This is a genomic window from Bacillus sp. N5-665 (assembly GCF_022637375.2).
Classification (GTDB): Bacteria; Bacillota; Bacilli; order Bacillales; family Bacillaceae_G; genus Bacillus_A; species Bacillus_A wiedmannii.
This window is the reverse complement of the sequence record NZ_CP093325.1, coordinates 2,986,028-3,010,064: the sequence shown is the minus strand read 5'-3', so window position 1 is coordinate 3,010,064 and position 24,037 is coordinate 2,986,028. Positions and strand designations below refer to the sequence as shown.

The 24,037-nt window shown below is 31.0% G+C and carries 21 protein-coding genes and 1 pseudogene; 17 read left to right on the top strand and 5 right to left on the bottom strand.

Translation table 11 applies throughout. The annotated features are described in order from the left end of the window. The first annotated feature begins 95 nt into the window (after nt 1-95). The 9 genes and pseudogenes from MNO09_RS18130 to MNO09_RS18090 all read left to right on the top strand — a co-directional run bounded on the left by MNO09_RS18130 (nt 96) and on the right by MNO09_RS18090 (nt 11,280). Nucleotides 96-2,336 carry a SpaA isopeptide-forming pilin-related protein gene (locus tag MNO09_RS18130; protein ID WP_144524821.1) on the top strand — a complete coding sequence of 747 codons (2,241 nt, stop codon included), beginning with the start codon at nt 96-98 and terminating at the stop codon, nt 2,334-2,336. A gap of 118 nt (nt 2,337-2,454) precedes the next feature. Beyond that, nucleotides 2,455-3,012: a class I SAM-dependent methyltransferase gene (locus tag MNO09_RS18125; protein ID WP_000985677.1), complete on the top strand. Its 558-nt coding sequence runs from the start codon at nt 2,455-2,457 to the stop codon at nt 3,010-3,012. A 79-nt stretch (nt 3,013-3,091) separates the two neighbouring features. Continuing rightward, the gene (locus tag MNO09_RS18120; RefSeq protein WP_001182539.1) at nt 3,092-3,829 is read left to right on the top strand and encodes a hypothetical protein; all 738 of its coding nucleotides are present in this window, start codon (nt 3,092-3,094) and stop codon (nt 3,827-3,829) included. A gap of 102 nt (nt 3,830-3,931) precedes the next feature. Then, nucleotides 3,932-4,411: an SRPBCC family protein gene (locus MNO09_RS18115; protein WP_000881623.1), complete on the top strand. Its 480-nt coding sequence runs from the start codon at nt 3,932-3,934 to the stop codon at nt 4,409-4,411. Between the two features lie 79 nt (nt 4,412-4,490). Next, nucleotides 4,491-7,661 (top strand): ATP-binding cassette domain-containing protein, encoded by a 3,171-nt coding sequence (locus tag MNO09_RS18110; RefSeq protein WP_000865433.1) that lies wholly within the window; start codon nt 4,491-4,493, stop codon nt 7,659-7,661. Nucleotides 7,662-8,087: 426 nt separating this feature from the next. Then, nucleotides 8,088-8,393: a PadR family transcriptional regulator gene (locus MNO09_RS18105; protein WP_000338007.1), complete on the top strand. Its 306-nt coding sequence runs from the start codon at nt 8,088-8,090 to the stop codon at nt 8,391-8,393. Further along, entirely contained in the window at nt 8,390-8,902 is a 513-nt protein-coding gene (locus MNO09_RS18100) for a DUF1700 domain-containing protein (RefSeq protein WP_002096590.1), read from the top strand. The genes MNO09_RS18105 and MNO09_RS18100 overlap by 4 nt, the downstream gene beginning before the upstream one ends. Next, nucleotides 8,902-10,355 (top strand): annotated as a pseudogene (locus MNO09_RS18095) (serine hydrolase domain-containing protein). Before MNO09_RS18100 ends, MNO09_RS18095 begins: the two are co-directional and overlap by 1 nt. A gap of 115 nt (nt 10,356-10,470) precedes the next feature. Beyond that, nucleotides 10,471-11,280: a MerR family transcriptional regulator gene (locus MNO09_RS18090; RefSeq protein WP_088107183.1), complete on the top strand. Its 810-nt coding sequence runs from the start codon at nt 10,471-10,473 to the stop codon at nt 11,278-11,280. 92 nt (nt 11,281-11,372) lie between these two features. Here the strand turns inward: MNO09_RS18090 and MNO09_RS18085 are convergent, their stop codons facing one another. Continuing rightward, nucleotides 11,373-12,599: an MFS transporter gene (locus MNO09_RS18085; RefSeq protein ID WP_088107184.1), complete on the bottom strand. Its 1,227-nt coding sequence runs from the start codon at nt 12,597-12,599 to the stop codon at nt 11,373-11,375. Between the two features lie 221 nt (nt 12,600-12,820). Here MNO09_RS18085 and MNO09_RS18080 point away from each other — a divergent pair, with 221 nt between their 5' ends. Next, nucleotides 12,821-13,396 (top strand): NUDIX hydrolase, encoded by a 576-nt coding sequence (locus MNO09_RS18080; RefSeq protein ID WP_070168846.1) that lies wholly within the window; start codon nt 12,821-12,823, stop codon nt 13,394-13,396. Between the two features lie 42 nt (nt 13,397-13,438). On the opposite strand, the gene MNO09_RS18075 is transcribed toward MNO09_RS18080, so the two are convergent. Next, nucleotides 13,439-14,155 (bottom strand): SDR family oxidoreductase, encoded by a 717-nt coding sequence (locus tag MNO09_RS18075; RefSeq protein WP_241950036.1) that lies wholly within the window; start codon nt 14,153-14,155, stop codon nt 13,439-13,441. A gap of 153 nt (nt 14,156-14,308) precedes the next feature. On the opposite strand from MNO09_RS18075, the gene MNO09_RS18070 reads away from it, so the two are divergent. The 3 genes from MNO09_RS18070 to MNO09_RS18060 all read left to right on the top strand — a co-directional run bounded on the left by MNO09_RS18070 (nt 14,309) and on the right by MNO09_RS18060 (nt 15,915). Next, on the top strand, nt 14,309-14,641 hold the full coding sequence (locus MNO09_RS18070; protein ID WP_000365527.1) for a winged helix-turn-helix transcriptional regulator: 333 nt from the start codon (nt 14,309-14,311) through the stop codon (nt 14,639-14,641). Between the two features lie 272 nt (nt 14,642-14,913). Next, the gene (locus MNO09_RS18065; RefSeq protein WP_001003844.1) at nt 14,914-15,666 is read left to right on the top strand and encodes a class I SAM-dependent methyltransferase; all 753 of its coding nucleotides are present in this window, start codon (nt 14,914-14,916) and stop codon (nt 15,664-15,666) included. Between the two features lie 45 nt (nt 15,667-15,711). Further along, entirely contained in the window at nt 15,712-15,915 is a 204-nt protein-coding gene (locus MNO09_RS18060; RefSeq protein ID WP_000334477.1) for a hypothetical protein, read from the top strand. 75 nt (nt 15,916-15,990) lie between these two features. Here the strand turns inward: MNO09_RS18060 and MNO09_RS18055 are convergent, their stop codons facing one another. After that, on the bottom strand, nt 15,991-16,434 hold the full coding sequence (locus MNO09_RS18055) for a carboxymuconolactone decarboxylase family protein (RefSeq protein ID WP_000194099.1): 444 nt from the start codon (nt 16,432-16,434) through the stop codon (nt 15,991-15,993). Nucleotides 16,435-16,684: 250 nt separating this feature from the next. Between MNO09_RS18055 and MNO09_RS18050 the strand changes: the two genes are divergently transcribed. Both MNO09_RS18050 and MNO09_RS18045 read left to right on the top strand, forming a co-directional pair. Continuing rightward, nucleotides 16,685-17,479, top strand: coding sequence for a VOC family protein (locus MNO09_RS18050; protein ID WP_000627930.1), 795 nt, complete (start codon nt 16,685-16,687; stop codon nt 17,477-17,479). A 116-nt stretch (nt 17,480-17,595) separates the two neighbouring features. Further along, nucleotides 17,596-18,345: an aminoglycoside phosphotransferase family protein gene (locus tag MNO09_RS18045; protein WP_088107185.1), complete on the top strand. Its 750-nt coding sequence runs from the start codon at nt 17,596-17,598 to the stop codon at nt 18,343-18,345. Nucleotides 18,346-18,433: 88 nt separating this feature from the next. Here MNO09_RS18045 and MNO09_RS18040 read toward each other — a convergent pair whose 3' ends face one another. Further along, entirely contained in the window at nt 18,434-19,381 is a 948-nt protein-coding gene (locus tag MNO09_RS18040; RefSeq protein ID WP_070168848.1) for a phosphotransferase enzyme family protein, read from the bottom strand. A gap of 192 nt (nt 19,382-19,573) precedes the next feature. On the opposite strand from MNO09_RS18040, the gene MNO09_RS18035 reads away from it, so the two are divergent. Next, nucleotides 19,574-20,668, top strand: a complete 1,095-nt coding sequence (locus tag MNO09_RS18035; RefSeq protein WP_070168849.1) for a helix-turn-helix domain-containing protein — start codon at nt 19,574-19,576, stop codon at nt 20,666-20,668. 14 nt (nt 20,669-20,682) lie between these two features. On the opposite strand, the gene MNO09_RS18030 is transcribed toward MNO09_RS18035, so the two are convergent. After that, nucleotides 20,683-22,374 carry a M3 family oligoendopeptidase gene (locus MNO09_RS18030; protein ID WP_000440495.1) on the bottom strand — a complete coding sequence of 564 codons (1,692 nt, stop codon included), beginning with the start codon at nt 22,372-22,374 and terminating at the stop codon, nt 20,683-20,685. Nucleotides 22,375-22,564: 190 nt separating this feature from the next. On the opposite strand from MNO09_RS18030, the gene MNO09_RS18025 reads away from it, so the two are divergent. Further along, nucleotides 22,565-23,959, top strand: coding sequence for an aminotransferase-like domain-containing protein (locus tag MNO09_RS18025; RefSeq protein ID WP_000280084.1), 1,395 nt, complete (start codon nt 22,565-22,567; stop codon nt 23,957-23,959). The last annotated feature ends 78 nt before the right edge of the window (nt 23,960-24,037 follow it).

The following is a 24,037-nucleotide window of genomic DNA, read 5'->3' as shown; positions in this document are numbered from 1 at the left end:
AAGAAGGTATATAGGGGATGAAGTAAATCCTCACTGAAAAAAGTTTCACTTTATTCGACTGTAGAAAAAATACGGTAAAGGTGGGGACAAAGGAATTGAGGTTACGATTAAAGTTGGTAAGTATTCATTTTATGGTTTTGTTAATGTTATGTGTAAGTTTTGTCGTATATGCACCAAAAGAAGCATATGGATCCACGACTAACTTAGAAGGTCTAGGGGATATATCGCGTTATAATGCTGTTGTCTTTGGTAACCATATAGCAGTAGGTGGCGACATTGAAGGAGCAATTGCAGTTCAAGGTGATATGGATGCATCTGGTTATACAATTGTAGGTGCAGCAGCGGGAACATCTAATATAGTTGGGGGGAAATGGGATGACGAGGGATATCCATCCTTGTTATTGTCTGGAAAATTTAAAAAGTCAAGAGAGGAATCTTTTATCATTCAAAACGGAATAGTCGTAATGACAAAAGAGAGTGATCCAGATCGTATCATACAATCTTCTTATGATCGTATCGTTTATAAAGAAAAACTAGAAATTAACGCGAAATTTAATGAATTTCACAACATAGTGAACCAAGTCAGTAAAAATGCAGGTCAATATAAAACGAATACCCCAATTCCAAATATGAGTTATGGAATCGGAAAAGATATAAACAATCCTAATATTTATGTTTCATCAGAATTGGTAGGGAAAATCAATTTAGATATAAGAGATGTCTTTTTACCTAATGCTAAAGGAAAAGATTTTATCGTTATGTATTCAGATGCAATAGAGGTTACATTTAAAAATGGTGCTATCTTATATGACACGAACAATATTGGTAGGGCTACAGATATAATTCCTACATCACAACCCTATTCTCCTAATTCACCGTTCACTGAGTTATACGGGAAGGTGATTTGGGTTTTTCCTAATGCAAAAAAAATCACAACAGAGGGATATGGTGTCGTTGGGAGTGTGTTTGCTCCAAATGCTGTATTAGAAACAAAAGGCGGTTCGATTAATGGACAAGCATTTGTCGGTGCAGTACAACAAACTGGTGGATTTGAATTTCACAATTTCAAATTTAATTGGCAACATTGGAACAAGCCTAGTACAGGAAAAGTAAAGATAAAAAAAGTAGATAGTAATAATGATAATAAAGAATTGATGGGGGCAAAGTTTCATATTGAAGATTCAAATAAAAAAGTAGTTGGTGAGTTAGTAACAGATGAAAAAGGAGAAGCGATATCAAAAGAATTACCAATAGGTAACTATACTCTTGTGGAAACAGAAGCGCCTAAAGGTTACGAATTATTAAAAGATAAAATAGCTGTAAAAATAGAAAAAGATGCAGTAGTAGAAATTAAAATAGAAAATAAGAAATTACCAGATCCGATGGGGAAAATGAAGCTAGTGAAAGTAGATACGGGAGATAAAAATAAAAAGCTAGCAGGAGCAAAGTTTCATATTGAAGATTCAAATAAAAAAGTAGTTGGTGAGTTAGTAACAGATGAAAAAGGAGAAGCGATATCAAAAGAATTGCCAATAGGTAACTATACCCTAGTGGAAGTAGAAGCACCTAAAGGTTACGAATTATTAAAAGATAAAATAGCTGTAAAAATAGAAAAAGATGCAGTAGTAGAAATTAAAATAGAAAATAAGAAATTACCAGATCCGATGGGGAAAATGAAGCTAGTGAAAGTAGATACGGGAGATAAAAATAAAAAGCTAGCAGGAGCAAAGTTTCATATTGAAGATTCAAATAAAAAAGTAGTTGGTGAGTTAGTAACAGATGGACAAGGAGAAGCGATATCAAAAGAATTGCCAATAGGTAACTATACCCTAGTGGAAGTAGAAGCACCTAAAGGTTATGAATTATTAAAAGATAAAATAGCTGTAAAAATAGAAAAAGATACAGTAGTAGAAATTAAAATAGGGAATAAGAAATTACCAGACCCGACTGGGCAATTTGAAATTGAGAAAGTTGATGATAAGGATATTAATTTAAAACTAAAAGGTGCTGTATTTCAAGTATTAGATAAAGAAGGTAAAGAAGTTACTAGATTAACAACGGATGAAAAAGGAAAGGTGATTTCCAACCAGTTAGTAATTGGAAAGTATACGGTTAAAGAAATAAAAGCGCCAAACGGATATATGTTACTTAGAGATCCAATAGAAATAGAAATTACAGAAGCGGTAAGGACACAAAAACTAACAGTGAAAAATGTGAAAAATAATTGGGTAATTCCTAATACTGGTGGCAGCGGAACAACAAGTTTTTACGTGACTGGTTTTGTGCTAATGTTTGGTGTGCTATATTTCTGTAAGAAAAATCGTTACATTAGATAGTTTTTAGGGGATAAGTTCGGCATTGTACTAGATTCATGCTACTAAATTTGTTGAAGAAGGAAGGATAATAGTAAACATAGAATATATTAATAATTAAAATGTTTACGAGGTGAAAGTGATGGCAATAAAACAAGACGAAATTAAAGTAGTAGTCGGAGCTGGGGTGTTTAATAATAATCCAGGTTGGATACAAACGCAAGAAGATGAACTTAATTTACTAGATAAAGTTACGTGGGAAGAAAGATTTGAATACAATTCTATTTCAGCTATTTTAGCTGAGCATGTATGGGAACACCTTACGTTTGAAGAAGGTGTAAGGGCAGCAGAAATTTGTTATGAATTTTTAAAGCCAGCAGGGCACATTCGGTGCGGTGTTCCTGATGCATTTTTCCGAGACGAAGCATACCAAAATATAGTTCAAATAGGCGGACCTGGTCCGAAAGATCATCCAGCAGCAAGTCATAAAATTGTTCATAATTATAAAACATTAACGAAAATGTTTGAAACTGCTGGATTTGAGGTAGTTTTACTTGAATATTGTGATGAAAATGGTCAGTTTTATTACAACGAATGGGATGCAAATGACGGTGTTATTTTCCGTTCGAAAAGGTATGATTCTAGAAATAAAGGTGATAAACTTGGTTTTCCATCTTTAATTGTTGATGCGATTAAATGATAAATTTTTCAAGCAAGTAATTATAAAAAGCAGAAAGTGTTCTTTCTGCTTTTTATTTTGCAAAGGGGATGAATATACTATGCAACCTATAAAACAAGTGGCATTAACATGCATTACTCATGATCCAACAGGGAGCTTATTATCTACAATAAAAGAACTAAAAGAGGAATTGTTAAATTTAAATTATGATAAAAAATATATAACAATTAGTAATGTAACACCTAAAGAGGTTGTAAAAGAACTAGCAGAATGTAACTTCCATATAAATATAGTAGAAAAATTAGGAGTAGGGAACGCACGTAGGGATTCTTTGAAGTTTGTTAGTAACTATAATCATGATTACTATCACTATTGTGATTTTGATCGTTTGCTAACTTGGATTAAAGAATATCCAGCTGAGCTTAATTCGTTCATTCAGAATATAGTTGATGTAGATTACTTAATCATTGGCAGAACGGAGAAAGCTTTTCAGACACATCCTGAAGAATGGAAAATTACAGAAACAGTATCAAATAAAATTATGTCATTACAATTAGGGAAACAAGTAGATATTACAGCTGGTTCATGTGCGTTATCCAAACGAGCAATTGATTACATAATAAAATATTCTAAATGCAGAATGACTGATGGAGAATGGCCGATGATTATAAATACTTTTACAGATTTTAATATTCGTTACACTGCGGTAGAAGGTTTAAAATACGTGAACAAGCTTAACCAAGATAATATTATTGACCCTATAAAAGCATGGTCAACTAGATTAGAGCTCTTATATATAATAAGTCACTCAATTTTGGAGCTAACAAAAACCTCTTAAATTAATGGGATGTAATAGTGATTTCTTTTTTGATTGAAATCATGTAAAATAAAATATAGAACGTACATTCGTTCGTTCGGGCAAAAAGGAGGTTAATTAATAATGTTAGCAGTAATAGATAAACAAGGTAATGAATATGTAGTGCAATTTGAGCGCTATTTTTCATATTCGATAGAAGAAGTTTGGTCTGTTTTAACAGAAAACAGTAAGCTAAAAAAATGGATGTCTAATTTACAGATTGAAAGCCTTAAAATAGGTGGAATAATCAAGTTTGACATGATGGACGGTTCATTTATAAATATTGATATTTTAGAGTGTCAACTAAACTCAGTACTTGAATTTACTTGGGATAAAGATCGTGTTCGATTTGAAATACATAAAGATGAAAATTGTACTCTGTTACTTCTCAAAGAATACATTAATGAATTAACTGATCATACACCGAAAGATATAGCTGGGTGGCATATTTGTTTAGATCTTTTTTCTTCCGTTCTAGAAGGAGAAGAAAAAGAATTTTCTAAAGATGAATGGCAACAGTGGTTTGAAATATATAAGGATAAGGTTCTTGAAGTGAGAGGATAATTACGTAAGATAATATATTTATTATGTAATTATTATATTGTAAAAATGGTTTTCATGAAAAATAAGAATAGAGGTTAATATGAAAGTAAAACAATTAATTGCTAATAACATAAATAAATTAGATACAGCTATTCCATTTAATAAGTCGTTTGGAATCGCTGGTTTATCAGGATCGGGTAAAACAACTTTTTGCCAAACGATTGGCGAAGAATCAAAAAAACGATTAGTTTCTTTATTGCCAAAGGCTGAATATCAATATTTATTTCCTAATATCATGGAAACAAATTTTAGTGCTATTAAGATGGAGGATATGCCTTTAGTACTTTTTCTAGGAAAATCATCGATTTCTTCCAATCCACGTTCAACAATCGGTACACATACTGGTGTTTTCACAGAGGTACGTGAAAAACTTGCTGATGTATTTCATCTTTCACCTGAGGTTTTTTCATTCAATAACCAGTTAGGCTGGTGTACTGGCTGTAAAGGCCGAGGTACTACTAAAAATATTGAGTGTAAAAAATGTAAGGGAAAACGTTATAGCGAAGAAATCGAACAACATACGATAGATTTATTTGCTAAACCACATACAATTTCAAATATTAATGATTTAAGTGTTGAGTCTATTCTTTCGTTAGCGGAAGAGTTAAATATTAGTGAAGCAAAGCAACATATACTGCAAAATATAATTAATATGAACATTGGTTATTTAACATTAAATCGAATTATGGGTACGTTGTCAGGTGGAGAGTTAACAAGACTATATTTGGCTGAATTTATGGCAGTAAGCGAAAATGCTGTAATTATTATTGATGAGATTTCAGTTGGACTTGATCATGAAACATTATTACAAATATTAGAAGAGATTAAGCAGTTAGGGTGTAAAAATCAAATTTGGCTCATTGATCATTCAGATACTGTACTGGATACAACAGATGAGCAATTGTTCTTTGGACCTGGTAGCGGAAAATATGGTGGACAAATTGTGAAAGAATCGCCAAGACCAAAACCAATACTGTCGGATCTAAATAAAGAAGTACCAACAGAATATTATACATTCCATGAATTATATTGCCGTAATATCCAAATGGCGGAGTTTCAAATCCCTAAAAATAGGCTTGTGACGGTTACTGGAGAATCTGGATGCGGGAAATCTACACTTGTCAATGAATGTTTAGCTACAGATTTCTTGAAACGATATCCAAAAGATAAATTAGTTATGGTAGGACAAGATCGAAATCAATCCATTACAAGTCGATCAACTGTAGCCACTTTCCTAGATATTAAAAAGAAACTCACAAAGTATAGCGAAGAAATTGATGATATTTTTGAGCGTTCGATTGAGGATATTATAGAAGAACTCCCAAATGAAGATATTGCGTATAAACGCTTGAGTCTATTAATTAAATTAGGACTAGGTTATTTAACGTTAGAACGAAAAACACAAACATTATCAACAGGTGAGTTCCAATGTGTTCATTTAGTTTCGGAGTTATTTGCAAACACAAGAAATCCACATACATTATTTATTTTTGATGAGCCTTCAAAAGGTTTATCACAAAATATTTTAAACCAATTTATAGATAGTGTTAGAGGGATATTACAAGATGAATCAGTCTCTATCATCATGATTGAACATAATAGTTATATGTTAGAAAGCTCTGATTATATTGTAGATTTCGGGAAAAGACAGCTTGAATCTATAAAGCATCTTGATGTAGTAAGTCATGAAGATTATTATCGTCAAAAAAGCAGTGTGAATAATGCAGAGCAAATACATATTTCTTCAGCACTTAAGCATAAAGAAGGCGTTCACTATTTAGAAGAAAATCATATTCACTATTTTAAAAATGCCGAAAACATTTATAAGGGTGGTATTTTAAAAAGTTTATCATCAATGGCCCGTTTAATTTATAGTGAATATGAATCTGATACAATTGCACCTGTTGTTGCTATTGATCTTGAAAGACATTTATATAGTCAATATAGTTTCTTATATGAAATTGGTGGACTAATTAATCATATTGTAGCTGCTCATCCAACTAATAAAGATACGAGAAGTTTTGATTTCTATTCACAGGACAATCATTGTCCATCTTGTTCTGGACGCCTTCAAATTGAAGTTTTTGATAAAGATATTGCAATTCAAGATAAAAACGTTCCATTTTGGGATGGTTTATTCGATCCGGAAATCATGAAAGTATTAAAATTTTATCAATATGAAAAAATAGAATTTCTATTTGAAGAAATTAAAAATGAGCTTGGTCACGATTTATCAAAGAGCTATAATGATATGTCAGAAGAAGAAAAGCATACGTTTTGGTACGGATATTTTGAAAAATCATTTTATGATAAAAAAGGAAAGACACGCAGAACATGGGTAGGATTTAATACGATTATTGGTGGATATATTGTTATTTCAAAAGCAGCTATTAAAGAAGAAATTAAGACTTCTAAAGAAAAGATGACATGTCCAATTTGTGAAGGGACGGTATTAAATCATCATAAACCGCTTAAATTTGGTAACTTTGATATTCGTGAAATTATTAATCAACCAGTTGATGAAGTGTTGCAAATAGTAAGTGATTTACCTGCACTTCAAAAATTGAAATTTATTGTTGGTGGCGATATGAGATTGACAGAAGATGTTTCTTTACTGCCAAGAAAAGCACAAGTTGCACTGAAAATGTTTGAATTAGAACAGGCAAGCTTTTCAAACTATGAAATGGTGTTACAAAATGTCTTACCATTCTGGGACGAAATAAAAGGAAATATCGAATCCATTAGTGTTAATAATAAAGTAACTGTTTGTGATTTCCCTAATGTTTATGAAACGAGAGAAACCATTATAGATAATTATTTCACAAATGGTAAATATAAAAAACTTACGTATGTATACGAAGCGTTTGGATACAAAAAGTTAGTTACCCAAATTAATAAAATTAAAAAAAGTAATCCATGTCCATTTTGTAAAGGAAAGAAAGTTATTACGGAAGATAATCTACATGATGGTGTATTTAAACTAACAATTCCATGTGTAACTTGTAATGCAACTGGTATTAATGACGAAGGACTAAAAGAAGTTGTTGAGGGCGTGGGTGTACAAACATGGTTAACTGGAAAAGTTTGTGATGTTGTGGATGAAAGCTTATTAACAGAAGCTGTTTCGCAAATACCAATTTTTAATCGTATTCGCGAATTGGATAAACGAGATATGATGGCGGTTTATGAATGTCTTGAGAGTAATCAGTAAAGTTATATTAGTTTATATGTTATTAACATAACTTATATAAAACGTATATTCTTTATAATGTTTATAATAACGCAGTATGAGTATTACAAGGTAATGAAAGAAGATCCAATTTCTTAATGTGAAAATTAAGGAATTGGAATTTTTAGTATTTTCATGTCCCGTATACTATATTTCCAGCTAAGATATGATATGGAGGAGAGATAGAGAAATAAAAGGGACAAACAGTTGATATATTATGTAATTATTATATTATAAAAGTGATTTTTAGGGGTAAAAACAGTTCGCAAGTAATATCTTTTGCTTATAATATCTTCGTTCTGTTGTCTGATTTTTTGGATTTAACAGAAATATATACTTGAATGAAGTATATATTTCTGTTAAATTTATCCTATGGATAGAACGAGTTTAATTAAAGGTCATTTAGAAATGTGTGTATTATCTATTTTGTCGAAAAAGAAAAGTTATGGTTATGAGATTATGAAAGAACTTGAAGTAAACAATTTAAAACTGAAAGGAGTGGGAAGTATTTATCCCATTTTAACTAAGTTGAAAAATCAAGAATGGGTTAATACTTATCAAGTAGTAACAGACAGTGGTAAAGTTAGGATTTATTATGAAATTAATGAAAACGGGAAAATACGTCTTGAGAAAAAAATTAATGAGTGGTTAGAATTGCAATCGGATATTCAAACATTATTAAAAAGCGGTTTGAAAGGAGACCTTCTGAAATGAGGAATAGATTAATAGGTAAAGAAAAGCAATTTTTAACAGACGTACTTAAGGAATTACAGCAATACGATATAAGTTTAGAAGAAAGGGAAAATATTAAGCGACAAATATTAGAACATATTCAAGAATGTCGCGAACATGGTGAAGATAGTATAGATGATTTAGGTACACCTCAATTATTTGTTCAAGATTATTTAGAAATAAATGAAATCGATTTACAAGTTAAGATGAAACAACTTCAAAATGAAAAAGGAAAATTCAATACATTTATCTTACAGGGCATATTCATCGTAATTATTACTTACTTCATCTCGCAAACTACATTTACAATATTTTTAACTCAATCATTTAATCCAACTAATAGTAAAACTACATTTCAGTATAATCTTTTATATCGTATTTCAGAGAATCAATGGTGGAATTCATTATTAATAATGTTTAGTTTTACGCTCTCTGTAGTAGTATTTATTATTTTAGTAAGTTATAAAAAAAGAAAGCTGTCAAAAGCATAATGAAGAATACGATCTATAAAATGTCTCTAATTTTTATTCTTTGTAATGTATTTATGTTATATATTACAGATCCAAAAGTTTACGCTCAGCAAAATATTAAAATCACATTAGATAAGTATATTGAAAAATTTATAAAGGAGCAGAACATTCCAGGAGCTTCTGTTGCAATTGTACATAATAAAGACGTATTCTTTACAAAAACGGTGGGGATTACTGGAGAATCGGAAAAAAAGGTAACTAGTAAAACACCATTTGCAATCGGCTCAATAAGTAAATCTTTAACAGCTTTAGCTATAGTGAAATTAATAGAAGATAAAAAAATAAAATTAGAGGATCCAGTTCAACGATATCTTCCATGGTTTAAACTAAAAGATCCTCAAATATCCTCAACTATAACAATCCAACAACTACTAACTCATACAAGCGGAATAAGTACATATGAGGGCTTAGCATTATCAGATAAACAATCCAAAAATTCTACAGCATTACAAGAAAATGTAATGAAACTTTCAAATTTAAAATTAACTGCTCCACCAGGTGAAAAATATCAATATAGTAATGCGAATTATATAATACTTGGTGCGCTTATTGAGGCCGTCACAAATGAAACATATTCATCATATATGGAAAAGCATATTTTTCAGCCATTAAATATGAATGGCGCGGCAGCAAGTAAAGAAACTGCATATGAAAAAGGTTATTTAACAGGTTATCAGTCGTGGTTTGGCATACCAAGAAAAAGTGTAGTGTCCTATGATAATGCAGGGGCACCGTATGGCTATATTACTGCAAGTTTAGAAGATATGATTCAATTTATTATGTTTTTGAATCGCCAAGAGCACACTCAATTTTTAAAGAAAGAAAACATAGACCTTTATCTATCATCACTTTATAAAAATAATTCAGAAAAAAGTTATGGTTTTGGATTAAGAACAACAAATATAAATAAGGGTGACAAGATGATTTGGCATTCAGGATCAACTCCTGATGCTCGTGCAGAAATATTTATTTTAAATAAAAGTGGCTCTTCTAATACATGATTTTAACGAATAAAAATCATGTATTAGAAGAGCCAGCATTATCAGTGTTGAAGAATGGGATTATTAGTATTTTGAATGGAAAAGAACCCATGGATCCCCCTAAAAACATACCATTTACACAAATTGTTATGTCGATAGTTATATTCGTGCTTTTCATTACATCAATTATGTTAATTAAAAAATATAAACATAAGAAAACTGTTAAAAAACTAACTTGGTTATTCGTAGGAAATCTATTTCTACTAGTATCTATTATTTTCATCCCGCTTCTTACTTATAGTACAAGCTCACCATGGCGTACGATTAAAATATTTGCGGCAGATGTGGCCTTCCTTACAAGTATTATAGTAATTTTATTAGCTGCGAACGGATTAATACCAATCTTTATAGCCTTAAGAAGGAAAAGGGTATAAAGGTAAATAATTAAAGAAATATAATTTAAGCGTTATAAACAGTTGACTCTCACACAATGTCATTGTTTAAGATGAAGTTGAGCTTCGAAGTAGATGTAATTTATAGGAGGAAAATATGTTTAAAATAGGGGATTTTTCAAAACTATCTTCCATTAGTATTCGTATGTTGAGGCACTACGATAAAGTGGAATTATTACAACCAGTAAAAGTCGATGAACAAAGTGGTTATCGTTACTATTCAGCAGCCCAATTAAAGAAAGTAAATCAAATTCAAACGTTAAAAGATATGGGCTTTAATATTGCTACTATTAAAGAAATAATAGAGAGCGAAAATATGGAAGTAATAAAATCACAATTTGAAAATCGTAGTGCACAAATAAATAATGAGATGTATGACCTCCAAAAACAATTACGTCTTCTCGAAGCCTCAATGAAAATGATGAGAGAGGATGTTGTTGAGATGAACTATCATGTTTTAATAAAAGAAATTCCAGAAAGAAATGTAGCTAGTGTTAGAAAGATTATTCCATCGTATAATTGCGAAGGGGATGTATGGAGTATATTAATGCAAGAAATTCATATGAAAAATATTAGTATTGCTCATCCGAGTTATAGTATTGCGGTTTTCCATGATCGTGAATACAAAGAAAATGATGTAGATGTAGAAATACAGCTAAGTATTTTAGGTAAACATGAAAATACAAATGATGTTATATTTAAAAATATTGAATCAACTCATGTAGCATCTATAACAGTTAATGGAAGTTATGAACAAATGACAGCTGTAAATGAGGCTGCAGCAAAATGGATTGAGTCAGAAGGTTATGAATTAGCAGGCCCGATGTTTAATATTTATCATGTGAGCCCAGCGATGGAATCGGATCCTAATAAGTGGGTTACAGAAGTTTGTTATCCAGTTAAATGATGATAAAGAAAAAAGGCATTATGATATGCCTTTTTTCTTTGTAAACTTATCCATAAATTTCAATTAACCAATCATACATAATTATCTTTCCTTCATAGTTTTCGTATCGGACTATATAGTGCAATGAAAACTTCAAGTAATTTTGTGAAGGCAGCTAAAGCAAATACAAACACTGGATTATAGGCCGAAATAATGCCTCCTACTAACGCTCCAAGTGGCATAGCTAATCGTGTAAGCACACGTGAAAACCCTAAAACTCGCCCTTGCATATTTGATGGGACTGTTTCCTGGCGGACTGAGGCTACAAGTGTATTCCATGCAATATTGCAAGTCATTGCAACACCGAAAGCAATTCCAGGAGCGAACCAATATGTACTCCAAAGCGCAAAAGTTAAGCCGATTGCTCCAACAAATAGGAGTAAAGGAATTAGTATGCCGCGCTGCAACCTTTTTTCTAAAGGAACTGCAATCAAGCTTCCTAAAAGACCACCTATTCCAATTAATGAATAATTAACCCCACTTTGTTCTGGGGTAAGTTGTAATATGGATAATAAATAATACATGAATACACCTAAAACCGCACTTGCTCCAAAGTTTCCTATCATAGCTTGAAAAGATAAAGCTAAATTTAAGCGGTCATTTTTGAGCCATGTAAATCCATTAACCAAATCAGATAGTACATTTTGAAGTGTATTTTTATCTTCACATTTTTTATTTGTGTTTTTCATAGACGGTAATAACATCACAGCAACTAATGTTGCAATAAATGAAAGAACATTAATCCAAAGCAACTGAAAGCCGCCAATAAAAGAAATGAAAACCCCAGCTATCATTGGACCAAATAAACTAGCCAATTGATTGACCATTTGATAGAAAGAATTGGCCTTCGTTAAGGATTCTCCAGCAATTTGCGGAATGACTGTAACAGTTGTTACATCAAAAAGCATAGACATAACTGCTAAGATAAAAGTAATTACGTATAAATGCCAGATTTCTAATAGATGTAATGCGTGTAGAATTGGTACGAGACTTACTAAAATAATATTGGTAATATCCGCTATCCAAAGTAATTTTTTTCGATCGTATCGATCAATTATTACACCAACTAAAGGGCCGAATAAAACAATTGGCAATACATTAATAGCAAATAAAGAACTCATAATTACAGCTGAACCGGTTAATTGATAGGCAATCCAAGGCAATGCAAAAGTATATAGTGAATCCCCAATTCGTGAAATGAGTAAACCAAAAATAAAAATCTTGTATTCTTTAGAGAAAGTTGTCTTTACGGTAAATCTTTGTTCTTGTTTAAGTTTCACACTATTTATACCACCTTTATTATAGAGGAATTTGAAAAAAATCCGTTCAATATTTGTTATATATAGAATTCTATGATTCTTTTGTGAATCCTACTTTTTAGATGTATTTTAAAATTTTAAGGAGGGAATAAAAATGAAGGCTTTGGATTGAAGATTATTTAAAAACATAATAAAATTATAGTAAACTATTTTGCGAGAAAGTTGATTAAGGAGGGGAAATATTGATACATATAGATAAAAATGTACGAACATCTGGTGCATATGTAATATACGAGAACTTATTTGTTTTCCAAGTTGGGCCAACGAGTAAAGGAGATACATTAGGTGTAGTAAGGCTCGGCGGACATAAAGAAGATGAAGAAACAGCAGTAGAAACTGCTAAAAGAGAAGTGAGAGAAGAAGCTACTATCGATATTACTATTTTGAGTTCACCAAGTACATATTATAAAGAGAACTGGAATGTGCAATCAAAGAAAATAAAGGTAGCAAATGAGATCAATCCAATATTAATTATTGATAGTCCAGATGAAACTTTATCTATTATGTATATGGCACATTCAGAAAATAAGCCATATCCATCTTCTGAAACGAATGGACTTTTATTACTTACTTTAAGTGATATTAGGCTAATTTGTAGTAAGGAAATAACACTAAAAGATTATATTAAGCAAGGTGGAATAGCTATATTGAAAGAAAAAATGGATATAGACTTAATCTTACAACCTTATCCGCAACTTATGTTTTTAGCAGGAATTTTAAAAGAGGATCCTGTATTACTGCAGCAGTTTCTAAATTAGCAACAAAAGCCACCTTAATAAGGGGCTTTTGTTTTAAATAATTTAATGGTATGTGTATCCTCCATCAGGAAACAATACATTGCCTGTAGTAAAACTATTTTGCATTAAATATAGAACAGTATGTGCAATTTCATCATTATGCCCAGGCCTCTTTAGAAGAGAAAGAGATTTATAAGCTTCATAAGCAGCTAGTCTATTTTCGTTTTGTTCATTTTCCCTCCTTATCGTTCCAGGGGAAACAACATTAACTCTTATAGGAGCTATTTCAACAGCTAAAGCTTTCCCTAAACTCTCAATAGCACCATTACAAGCTCCATAAGCAGGTGCCCCTTTAAGCGGTTTTTGACTAAATGCACCGGACATTAATACGATAGATCCGGAGTCTGAAAGAAAAGGAATTGCATATTTTACGGCATAATATTGTGGCCAAAACTTGCCGATAAAGCTGCTTTCAGCAATATCATCCGTAGCAGTAATTGGTCCAAGGGTATAAGAGGCTCCTGGGGTGAACAAATGATCAAAATTCCCAAGCTTTTTGAAAAAATCTTCTAATTGGTTTTTATCCTGATTATCCAATACATAAGTTTCAAGACGGTTGTTACTTATTATTTCTTGAGCAATCATTAGTTTTTCTTTCGAACGCCCTGCAATAATAACATGTGCTCCTTGTTCGATTGCTTGTTTTGCTGTTGCTAATCCGATACCTGAGCTCCCACCAATGATAACGATACGATTATCTTTTAATGTAGTAATAGACATATTTTAGCCACTCCCTTAATAAAAACTTTAAAATAAAATTGCTATGCTTTTATTATTCGCTAAAAGATAGCGAGTGAAAAGTACGCACTTTATATGTACATAGTCGCAAATTTCGTACTAACCGCTATTCATGTGGATTTGAGAGGTGAAAAAATGGATTTACAAGAACCGAAATTAAAAGGAGTAATAGCGACATTACAAATCATCGGAGGGAAATGGAAGCCACTCATTTTGTTTATATTATTAACTGATGGAACAAAACGATTTGGTGAATTAAAGCGATTAATACCAGATATATCTCAAGGGACTTTAGCGAAGCAATTGCGTGAATTAGAGCAAGATCAACTAATAGAACGAGAAATTTATCAAGAAATACCACCTAAAGTGGAATATAGTTTATCTGAACATGGAAAAACAGTAACTACTGTCTTAGATAGTATGTGTCGTTGGGGAAGAAGACATTTAGAATATATTAATGAAGATTAACTATAAATATATTATGTAAACTAAAGTGTGTAAAGTTATTATTTTGATAATTTTTATTTTATAATATACTTAATTAAATGATGTTATCGTACATATATTCTTTTAATTGCGGTGGGATGAATTTATGTATAGCTCGAAGTAAGTAGTTGTTTGGGATTGAGAGATGCGTACTTGATATAAAAGGAGATTTACGAATATATAAACTATGAGGCTATTTCGGGGATGATCAGGATTAAACATTTTATGCATTTTAACAAAGGGGAAATAATAAAATGAACGAATTAGAATACAAAAACTTTTATGATAAAGTAGGAAGATTAAATGGATGGGATTTTAGTAAAATAAAATGTGAAACTGTAGGAGATTCATGGGACTTTTATAGAGAGGTAAAAGAAAGATGCAAGCCATCACATATTTTACTAGATGTTGGTACAGGTGGAGGAGAAAATGTACTTAACATAGCATCTTCGGCTAAATTGTTAATTGGAATAGATAATTCTAATGGGATGATTGCTACAGCACATTCTAACTTAAAAAAATCAGGCATACAAAATGTTGAGTTTCTTCAAATGGATTCTGAAGCTTTAGTGTTTCCGCATGCACATTTTGATATAGCTTCAAGTTGTCATGCACCATTTACAGCGACTGAATTATCAAAAGTAATGAAAAAGGATGCTGTTTTCTTAACGCAACAAGTTAGTGAACACGATAAATTAAACCTAAAAGAAGCATTTGGTAGAGGACAATGCTTAGGTGAAAGAGATGGAACTTTAAAAGAAAAGTATATGAGGGAACTTAGTAGTGCAGGATTTGAACGCGTTCAAGTAAGTGAATATGATGTCACTGATTATTACAGTAGCCCTGAAGACCTCATTTTCTTATTAAAACATACGCCTATTATTCCTAATTTTGGAGAAGAGGAAGAAGATTTTACTATTTTACAAAAGTTCATTGACGCAAATAGTTCTGAAAAAGGGATTCGTACGAATTCAAAAAGGTTTATGATTACTGCTGCAAAATTATAATATGTTATAAAGTAAAAGCTGCTTTTCTTTAAAAAAAGCAGCTTTTTGTGCGGGAAAGAAGTTTATACAAAATGGTCTCCATTTAATCTAATATTAATTCGTGCTTCAGTAACAGAAAATTGGGATGGATATAGAGGTAAGGCAGCGAGTATTTTTATACAGAGAACAAGTACGACAGTAAAATTAATCCCAGATTCTAAGCATTTTTATTGGGATTATCCAGAAGTAATAGTAGTAGAAATAAGGTAACGTTGGCAAAGTCAACCTTTTTGAATTATATGTAATAAAGAAATAATGTATAGAGTAAGTAAGTTGCTTAGAGTGTTATTTTTTAGCAGGTGTATTTCCCATTGCGATAGAAATTCTATTCCAACTATTAATTTGATTAATAATCAAGACAAGGTCAATATATTGTTTTTCATCATAATGTTCACATACTCGTTTATATAGGGACTCAGGAACTCTTTTAGTAGGAATAAGTGTAATATGCTCAGCTAGTTCAATAGCGACTTTTTCTTCTGTTGTATAAAAAGTACATTCATCCCAAGTACTTAAGCAATAAATTCTTTGTTCAGTTTCTCCCATTTTTCGTGCATCAGATGTATGTAAATCTATGCAGTAAGCACAGCCATTGATCTGAGAAACTCTAATTTTAATAAGCTCTCTAGTCATTCGATCAATCGTTGATTGCTTTGTGTACTTTTCCATGTCCATCATAATTTTCATAGCATCAGGTGCAGCATCATAGTAAGAAATTCTTTGGGTCACAAAACATCACTCCTTTAGCTTAAGATATTGTTCATTATATCTTGATATGGTCGTTTATACCAATTATTTGAACTATAGCGCAAAACGCTTGAAGTTAAAATTTTATTGCATTAGCCGAAAATGTTAGCGTAACTGCTCTAATACAAAAGTATTATTTTGTTAATTAAAGTTTCAATCTCTAGATGGATTCTTCCTGTTAGTTTTTGAAATACAATACTAATAGATATAATGAATTTGGAGGTTTATTACAATGATTACACATATATCAGATATAAAACTACAAACGGTTTCCATAGAAGGGGTAAAACAAGTATATAAGGATATATTATCTTTTCCAATAAAAAAAGAAACGGCATCTTTTATTCAATTTGAAGTAACACCATACACTACAATTAGTTTTCAAGAAGTATACGAACCAATCGCACCTGCACATTTCGCTTTTGAGATTCCGTATTCAAAATTTCACGAAACAGCAAGATGGTTGAAGGATTCTGGATTACTCATTGTGAAATGGCAAAATGGAAATGTAACTGGTGAAGAGAATGGTTTATTCAATGTATACTTTAAAGACGGAGATGGAAATCTTCTCGAAATTATCGCTCATAGTTATGTTAAAGAAGATGTATTAGTACCGCAGTCCCCTTTAAATATTTTATATGTAAGGGAAATCGGACTTCCTGTTAAAAGTGTACCTGTATTTACAGAATGGTTGAAATCAAATTTAAATATGAAAACGATGGAAGATGGGGATATTTTCAACTTTGTTATAGGTGGCACTGCATACATCGTTGCAACTTGGTGGCAGCGACCTTGGATCCCGATTGCGATGAAAGCTTTACCACCAAAAGTACACGTATCTTTCGGAACAACAGATCAAGCATTTTTACAGCAAATCCAAATTAACTTTAAGAAAAATAGTGTCCCATTTCAATGTAAACATAATGAAGTATCATTTATTGAGCAGGGATATGCATTTTCAATTGTGCATACACCACATTTCCCTTCCGATATTCCTAGTAAATTAAACTTACCACTTTCTATTTAAGGATAGAAAGTGGTAAGTTTTTTATATTTTCGTGGAGAAGGGTTTCAGTATAATTACACTGAATTTATAGGGGAGTATAATGTGTCAGCTTAATTTACAGTAAGGAGAGAAATGAATTGAATTTAGGAAATCCGATAGCTAAAGGGAATACAGCAGAAATCTATCTCTATGATACTAAGGTTGTAAAATTATTTAATGAATATCTGCCTGATACAGAGTCTATGAATGAAGCAAAAAAACAAAAATATGCTTATTCATGTGGACTATCAGTTCCGAACGTATTTGAAGTGACAAGGATAAAAAATAGACAAGCAATTATTATGGAATACGTAAAAGGTGACAGTATGGGTGATCTCCTGCTTAATAATCTAAATGAGGCAGAGCATTACATAAATATTTGTGTTAATGAACAAAAAAAGATTCATGCCATACGTGTGAATACGGATGAAATGGAAGCGATGGGGGAAAGGTTAGAGCGTCAAATTAAATATGTACATAAATTGGATGAAAAACAAAAGGAAAGTATATTGAATAAGTTACATTCAATCAAATTTGAACCTAGATTATGCCATGGTGATTTCCATCCATTTAATCTAATTTTGAGTGAAAAGAATGTAAGTATTATAGACTGGGTAGATGCTTGCTCAGGTGATATTCGTGCAGATGTGTTTCGTACATATTTATTGTATGCGCAGTCTTATATAGAATTAGCAGAAATGTATTTACAAATATATTGCAGTAATACTGATCTAACAAGAGATGAGATCTTTCAATGGGCTCCTATTATGATTGCAGCTAGATTTTCTGAGAAAGTATCTCCGCAAAATGAAGTGTATTTAAACATATTATTGAAGCAGTATTTATAAGTAATAAAACAAAGGTTGTTTAGTAGATAATTAATAAATAAATGCTATTGTTTAACTAAAGTTTCCTTGTAGTTAAACAACAGCATTTTTAAATATTGATATAGGTATATTTATTTTCAATCTTCATCCTATAAAGATTCATTATCCGTACTTGTTCCTCAGTTAATTCTTCTTTATCCCAATACATATGCATTAAGCTATATTCAAAAATCTCCTTTAATTTTATAAATAATGGAAATTTGTCTATCATCTCTTTAGGTAGTTCATTTTCTTCTTGATACCCTTCAAATAGTGCTTTTGTAATAGAATGCTCATAGTCAACGATATTCCCATTTCCAGCAAATGAATATTCTATCGCACTATAAATAGGAACTGCTAAATCAAATATGTAAAAATGTTTTTCACAGTCTTGAAAATCAATCATTGTTAAGTTTGAATTATTTTCAACTAAAATATTTTCTAACCATAAATCTCCGTGAATTAAGCCATAATTTGAAGGAGATTTTTGTATCTCTTTTATAGAAGTTAAAATGTTAGATGCAATTTCTCTTATAGTAGTTTCTTTTTTAGGGATATACTTAAGAAAATTATATTCTTCATTTTCATACCAATCGTTTATATGTTTAACCGGCATAGTCTGTTCAAAGCTTTTAGAAATACGATGCAATTTTCCAATTTGTTTACCAAGATTTTTAAATATATTAGAATTCCAATCACACCTCGGTAAATGTATACCAGGCGCAGTTTTATATAATACGGCAAAAATCTCTTTGTCTAATGTTAACTTTTCTACTAAATTCCCATTAAGAGAAGGTAATATTGGAGGAACCGCTAAACCATTTTGATATAAAAAGTTCGTATATGTAATTTCTTCTAACTGTTCTTCATATGTTTTGTAGTTTGTAATTCTAATGAAGTATGTAACTTGTTCTGTGAGACATTTATACATCTCATTTGTTATTGGTCTAATGTTAATAAAATTCAAAGGATATAGTTTATTTATTAATTGAAGTATTTCTTTTTCTAGCTCGTTCATTGTAACGTCCTTTCCAAACTTTAATTTTTTACTAGAGAACTAAAAGATTCGTAATTTACAACATTCGTGTTTTATTTTTGATATCCTTTAAAATGAAGCATGAAGTAATGAATGGCTCATGTTATAAAACACAAGAAATATCAAAAGAAAGAAACGAATCTCTTTTATACTTTTATATAAGGAGTGAAGGAAATGAATGCACATATACAGCAGATGATTGATTGGATTGAGAGCAATTTAAAAGAAGAATTTTCATTAAATGAATTATCCCGTTATATGAGGTATTCTCCGTATTACTGTTCTTTTAAATTTCATCAAGTAACAGGTATTAGTATTAGACGTTATGTCCTTCTTAGAAAAATGTACTTGTCTACTGAAGACCTAAAACTGGATAGAAAGATAATCGATGTCGCTTTTGATTACGGGTATTCTTCGCAAGAAGCATATAGCCGAGCTTTCAAAAATGTTTTTGGGATGAATCCAAGAGACTTTAAGCTTAACAAAATGCCAATTCAATCATTTGTTAAACTCAATATAAATAAAGAAGGGGAGTTTAAAATGAATTTTTCTAGAAAATTAGAGGTTGAGCAGTTGCGTAGTGCAATGAGTGAGCTGTTTGAGAATGATGTATTAAACATATTAAATGGTCAAATGATGTATGAAGAATTTAAAACCGAAAAGCTAATGGGTGATTCGGATTATGCACCATTTAATGAGGCGATGTGTGTGAACCCTGCTACTACACAAGTTTTTGATGAGGATTTTATTAAAACAAGAGCGGAAGGACATAACAGTTCCGTAGAAAGTTATACAAAAAAGGTTATAGATCCGTTAGAAAAACTTTTTACGAAAAATTATAAATGTATTGTTTTATGGTTTGGTGAAGATATGTTTTGCCAAATGAATCTACTTACAATACTTTCATATCTTGAACAGTCTTATTATGAAGGGAAAGTATATTTAAATAGCTTCAGAGAGGATGAATTTAAAGTAAGTCAAACTGAAATAAAGTTAGAAAACTATCACTCTGCATATAAAGAAGTGCTCGTAAATCATGAAAAAACATCTGTTGAAATACTGCCAGTAATGAATCAGGCTATCGATTTATATTTAGAAATGCTAAAAGAAGATAATACTGTAATGAAATTTATCTCTAAAAATAAAGATTTATCAACTCAAGAATTATTAACGAAGTTGTTTCATCTTTTTCCTACAATCGGATATGGAGATTCTCAGTACATAGAACTGATTAATAAAATAAAGAAGAAAACTACACCTAAAATATAGGTGTAGTTTTCTTCTTATATTTGTTCAAGTAATTCTAATTCTTTTTCTACAAATAGCATTAGTTCTTTAATTGTTTCACCAGAAAAATCAAAACGAATACCGGCTGCATCATACACTTCTTTTATAGATTGCGAACTTCCTAGTGATAATGCCTTTTTATAATTTTCTAGTGCTTGCTTAGGTTGATCTTTATATTGTTTATACATTTGTAATGCACCAAGTTGGGCGATCGCATATTCAATATAATAAAATGGTACTTCAAAAATATGGAGTACAGGTAACCAACTCGTTGCTATCCAGTTTTCGTAGCCATCAATATGTATGACACTAGACTGATAATGTTTTTGAAGTTGTAAGTATTTTTCATTTCTTTCTTCAGAAGTATGACTTGGATTTTCATATAGCCAGTGTTGAAATTGATCGACAATAAGCATAACAGGTAAATATGAAATAACATCTTTAAAGAAGTTAATTTTTGCTTGTTTTAAATCTTTTTTGTCTGTATAGAAGGTATCCCAATAATTAAGCGAGAATAACTCCATTGTCATACTGGCTAGTTCAGCTGTTTCAGCTGGAATTTCTATATACTGTCGTAATTCTAATGGTTTTATGAGTTCGTTATGAATACTATGCCCCATTTCATGTATAAAAGTGATAATATCATCTTGTGTATAATTTAAGTTCATAAAAATAAAAGATAATTGTGAAGCTGGTAAGTACTCACAAAAGCCACCAGCTGCTTTTCCTTTGCGGCTTGTTAAATCAAGACAATTGTATTTATACATTCGATTTAAAATTGCTGAAAATTCAACATCTAGTTTATTAAAGATATGAGTGCTCTTTTCAATTAAATCATTTTCATTTGCAATAGGTTTAAGTACTTTTTGATCTGGAGTTACAGCTGATACATCCCATGGGCGAAGCGTATCCACTTGCAGTTTTTCTTTTTTCTCTAGCAATATTTTATCTTTAAGCGGCACAACATACTTACGTATGGATTCAGCTAGTTCATAGCAATCTTTCGCTGAATAATCAAAACGCTCGTATTTCTTAAACATATAATCACGATAATTCGCTAGTTGAATATTCTTTGCTTTTTGATGGCGAATTTCAATTAGTTGATTTAATATGTTTTGGAGTTCTTTTTCAACAGATAAAAATTGTTCAGAAATAATGGTTTTTGCCTTTTTACGGATGTCACGATTCGAATCTTGTAAATAGGATTGTAATTCCGTTATCGTTTTTTCTTCTCCGTTCCAAATTCCACTTAATCCTCCAGTGATTTCAAAGTACTCTGTGACTAATTTGTCTTCCTTTATTTCTAGTTCGATATTTTCTTCACAAAATAACTTTTGAGCATTTTTTATTTTTGCATCTAGCAAACCATATACGTTAGAATCTAATTCCATTCGAAAAGGTGACTCTAAATATTTATTATCCAATAAATTTTGGTATCGCTTTAAAAGTGGCTTTACAAATTGTTGATCATGTTCAAAAGTATCCTTTATTTCTTCATCATCCGTATTACATTGAAAGGCGATATAATGTAATCTTAATTGTTCTTCTATTTCCCAAATAACTTTTGACTGCTCTTTTAACCAGTTTTCAAGTTCTAGTTTTGAAGAAATCACTTCATTTTCTAAAGTAGAAAGAGTATTTTCTAATTCTAGAACATTACTAATATCAATTGTATTTAAACGCTCCATAACATATCCCTCACTTTTTATTTATTCATGGAGATATTCTATTTATTAATTGTAATTTCCTTGTTAAGAGGAGAAAATGTGAAATAATGTTAAACTTTAAAGTGATAGAAAGGATGTATTTACTTTTGCTTTATAGAGAGCGTATGAGAATGAGGGGTCTTTTTAAGTGCTTTAATAAGGGAGTGAAATAATGTATAAGTATTTACATATTTTTAATGATATAGAAAAAATGATTCAACATGGAGAGATAAAAGAAGGAAAGAAATTACCTTCTATACGATCACTTGTTACACAATATGAATGCAATAAGGCGACAGTTATACGGGCACTACATGAATTAGAAAAGCGTCATATTATTTATTCCATCCCTCAAAGTGGATACTACGTTGTTCGAAAATCAGGGAGTTTTGTAGAAAATGACGAGATAATTGATTTTGCTACCTCAGCACCAGATCCAGATGTTTTTCCATATTTAGATTTTCAACATTGTATTAATAAAGCCATTGATACATATAAAAATGACTTGTTCGTATATGGGACGCCAAAAGGTTTACCGTCTTTAATTCCGGTTATTCAAAAACAACTGATAAACTATCAAGTTTTCACTAAAGAAGAGAATATTTTTATAACGTCAGGTGTACAGCAGGCGCTAGCAATATTAACTTCTATACCATTTCCAAATGAAAATGAAACGATATTAATTGAACAACCAACATATCATCTATATATTGAATATCTAGAAATAAACAAAATTCCTGTAATCGGTATTAAACGTACGAATGAAGGTATTGACTTAAATGAATTGGAACGCATTTTTCGAACAGGTAAAATAAAATTCTTTTATACAATACCAAGATATCATCATCCGCTCGGAACTTCTTATTCTAAAGATGAGAAAGAAAAAATTGTGTTATTGGCTAAGAAATATAATGTATATATAGTTGAAGATGATTATTTAGCAGATTTAGAAATGGATTCAAAAGCAGATCCGTTATATAGCTTGGATAATGGGAATCATGTCATATATTTGAAAAGTTATTCAAAGATTATTTTTCCAGGTTTACGAGTTGGTGTAGCAGTAATCCCACCGGTAATAGCAAATGATTTCCATACATATAAAAAGATTTTAGATATCGATAGCCCAATGATATCTCAAGCTGCTTTAGAAATTTATATAAAGAGTGGCATGTTTGAACGTCATAAAAATAAAATTAAATCTTCCTATCACGATAGATCTAAAAAACTAGCAGAAACATTAGAAAGAATGCATAATGAAAACCCGCTTTTATTTACATATACAAAGCAAAATGCAATTGGAATCCACACTTGTTTAGAATTACATAAAACGAGTATTTCAGAAATGTTTTTCCAAAGACTAAGTGAAAAACAAATAAGTATTGATACAATTGATAAAAATTATGTGAGAGGTTTTCCGAAAGAAAGACTATTAAAGTTAAACGTATCGAATGTGAAGGAAGATAGGATTGAAGTAGGAATTCGTAAAGTAATTGAGGAAATCAAACAAGTGGAGCGTATAACCTTTCAATTTAAAAAAGAAAAAAATGAAAAAGGAGGTTTGTTGTGAGGCGCAAAATAATTCTCTTGTTTGTGTGTATCGCTATAATAATTGAAGCCATTGTTGTAACTGCATATTATAATAAAG

What these genes read in the sequence shown, in the direction of transcription:
- MNO09_RS18125 (WP_000985677.1), top strand. Translation starts at nt 2,455, where the DNA reads ATGGCAATAAAACAAGACGAAATTAAAGTAGTAGTCGGAGCTGGGGTG.
- MNO09_RS18120 (WP_001182539.1), top strand. Translation starts at nt 3,092, where the DNA reads ATGCAACCTATAAAACAAGTGGCATTAACATGCATTACTCATGATCCA.
- MNO09_RS18115 (WP_000881623.1), top strand. Translation starts at nt 3,932, where the DNA reads ATGTTAGCAGTAATAGATAAACAAGGTAATGAATATGTAGTGCAATTT.
- MNO09_RS18110 (WP_000865433.1), top strand. Translation starts at nt 4,491, where the DNA reads ATGAAAGTAAAACAATTAATTGCTAATAACATAAATAAATTAGATACA.
- MNO09_RS18105 (WP_000338007.1), top strand. Translation starts at nt 8,088, where the DNA reads ATGTGTGTATTATCTATTTTGTCGAAAAAGAAAAGTTATGGTTATGAG.
- MNO09_RS18100 (WP_002096590.1), top strand. Translation starts at nt 8,390, where the DNA reads ATGAGGAATAGATTAATAGGTAAAGAAAAGCAATTTTTAACAGACGTA.
- MNO09_RS18090 (WP_088107183.1), top strand. Translation starts at nt 10,471, where the DNA reads ATGTTTAAAATAGGGGATTTTTCAAAACTATCTTCCATTAGTATTCGT.
- MNO09_RS18075 (WP_241950036.1), bottom strand. Translation starts at nt 14,155, where the DNA reads ATGTCTATTACTACATTAAAAGATAATCGTATCGTTATCATTGGTGGG.
- MNO09_RS18070 (WP_000365527.1), top strand. Translation starts at nt 14,309, where the DNA reads ATGGATTTACAAGAACCGAAATTAAAAGGAGTAATAGCGACATTACAA.
- MNO09_RS18065 (WP_001003844.1), top strand. Translation starts at nt 14,914, where the DNA reads ATGAACGAATTAGAATACAAAAACTTTTATGATAAAGTAGGAAGATTA.
- MNO09_RS18050 (WP_000627930.1), top strand. Translation starts at nt 16,685, where the DNA reads ATGATTACACATATATCAGATATAAAACTACAAACGGTTTCCATAGAA.
- MNO09_RS18040 (WP_070168848.1), bottom strand. Translation starts at nt 19,381, where the DNA reads ATGAACGAGCTAGAAAAAGAAATACTTCAATTAATAAATAAACTATAT.
- MNO09_RS18035 (WP_070168849.1), top strand. Translation starts at nt 19,574, where the DNA reads ATGAATGCACATATACAGCAGATGATTGATTGGATTGAGAGCAATTTA.
- MNO09_RS18030 (WP_000440495.1), bottom strand. Translation starts at nt 22,374, where the DNA reads ATGGAGCGTTTAAATACAATTGATATTAGTAATGTTCTAGAATTAGAA.
- MNO09_RS18025 (WP_000280084.1), top strand. Translation starts at nt 22,565, where the DNA reads ATGTATAAGTATTTACATATTTTTAATGATATAGAAAAAATGATTCAA.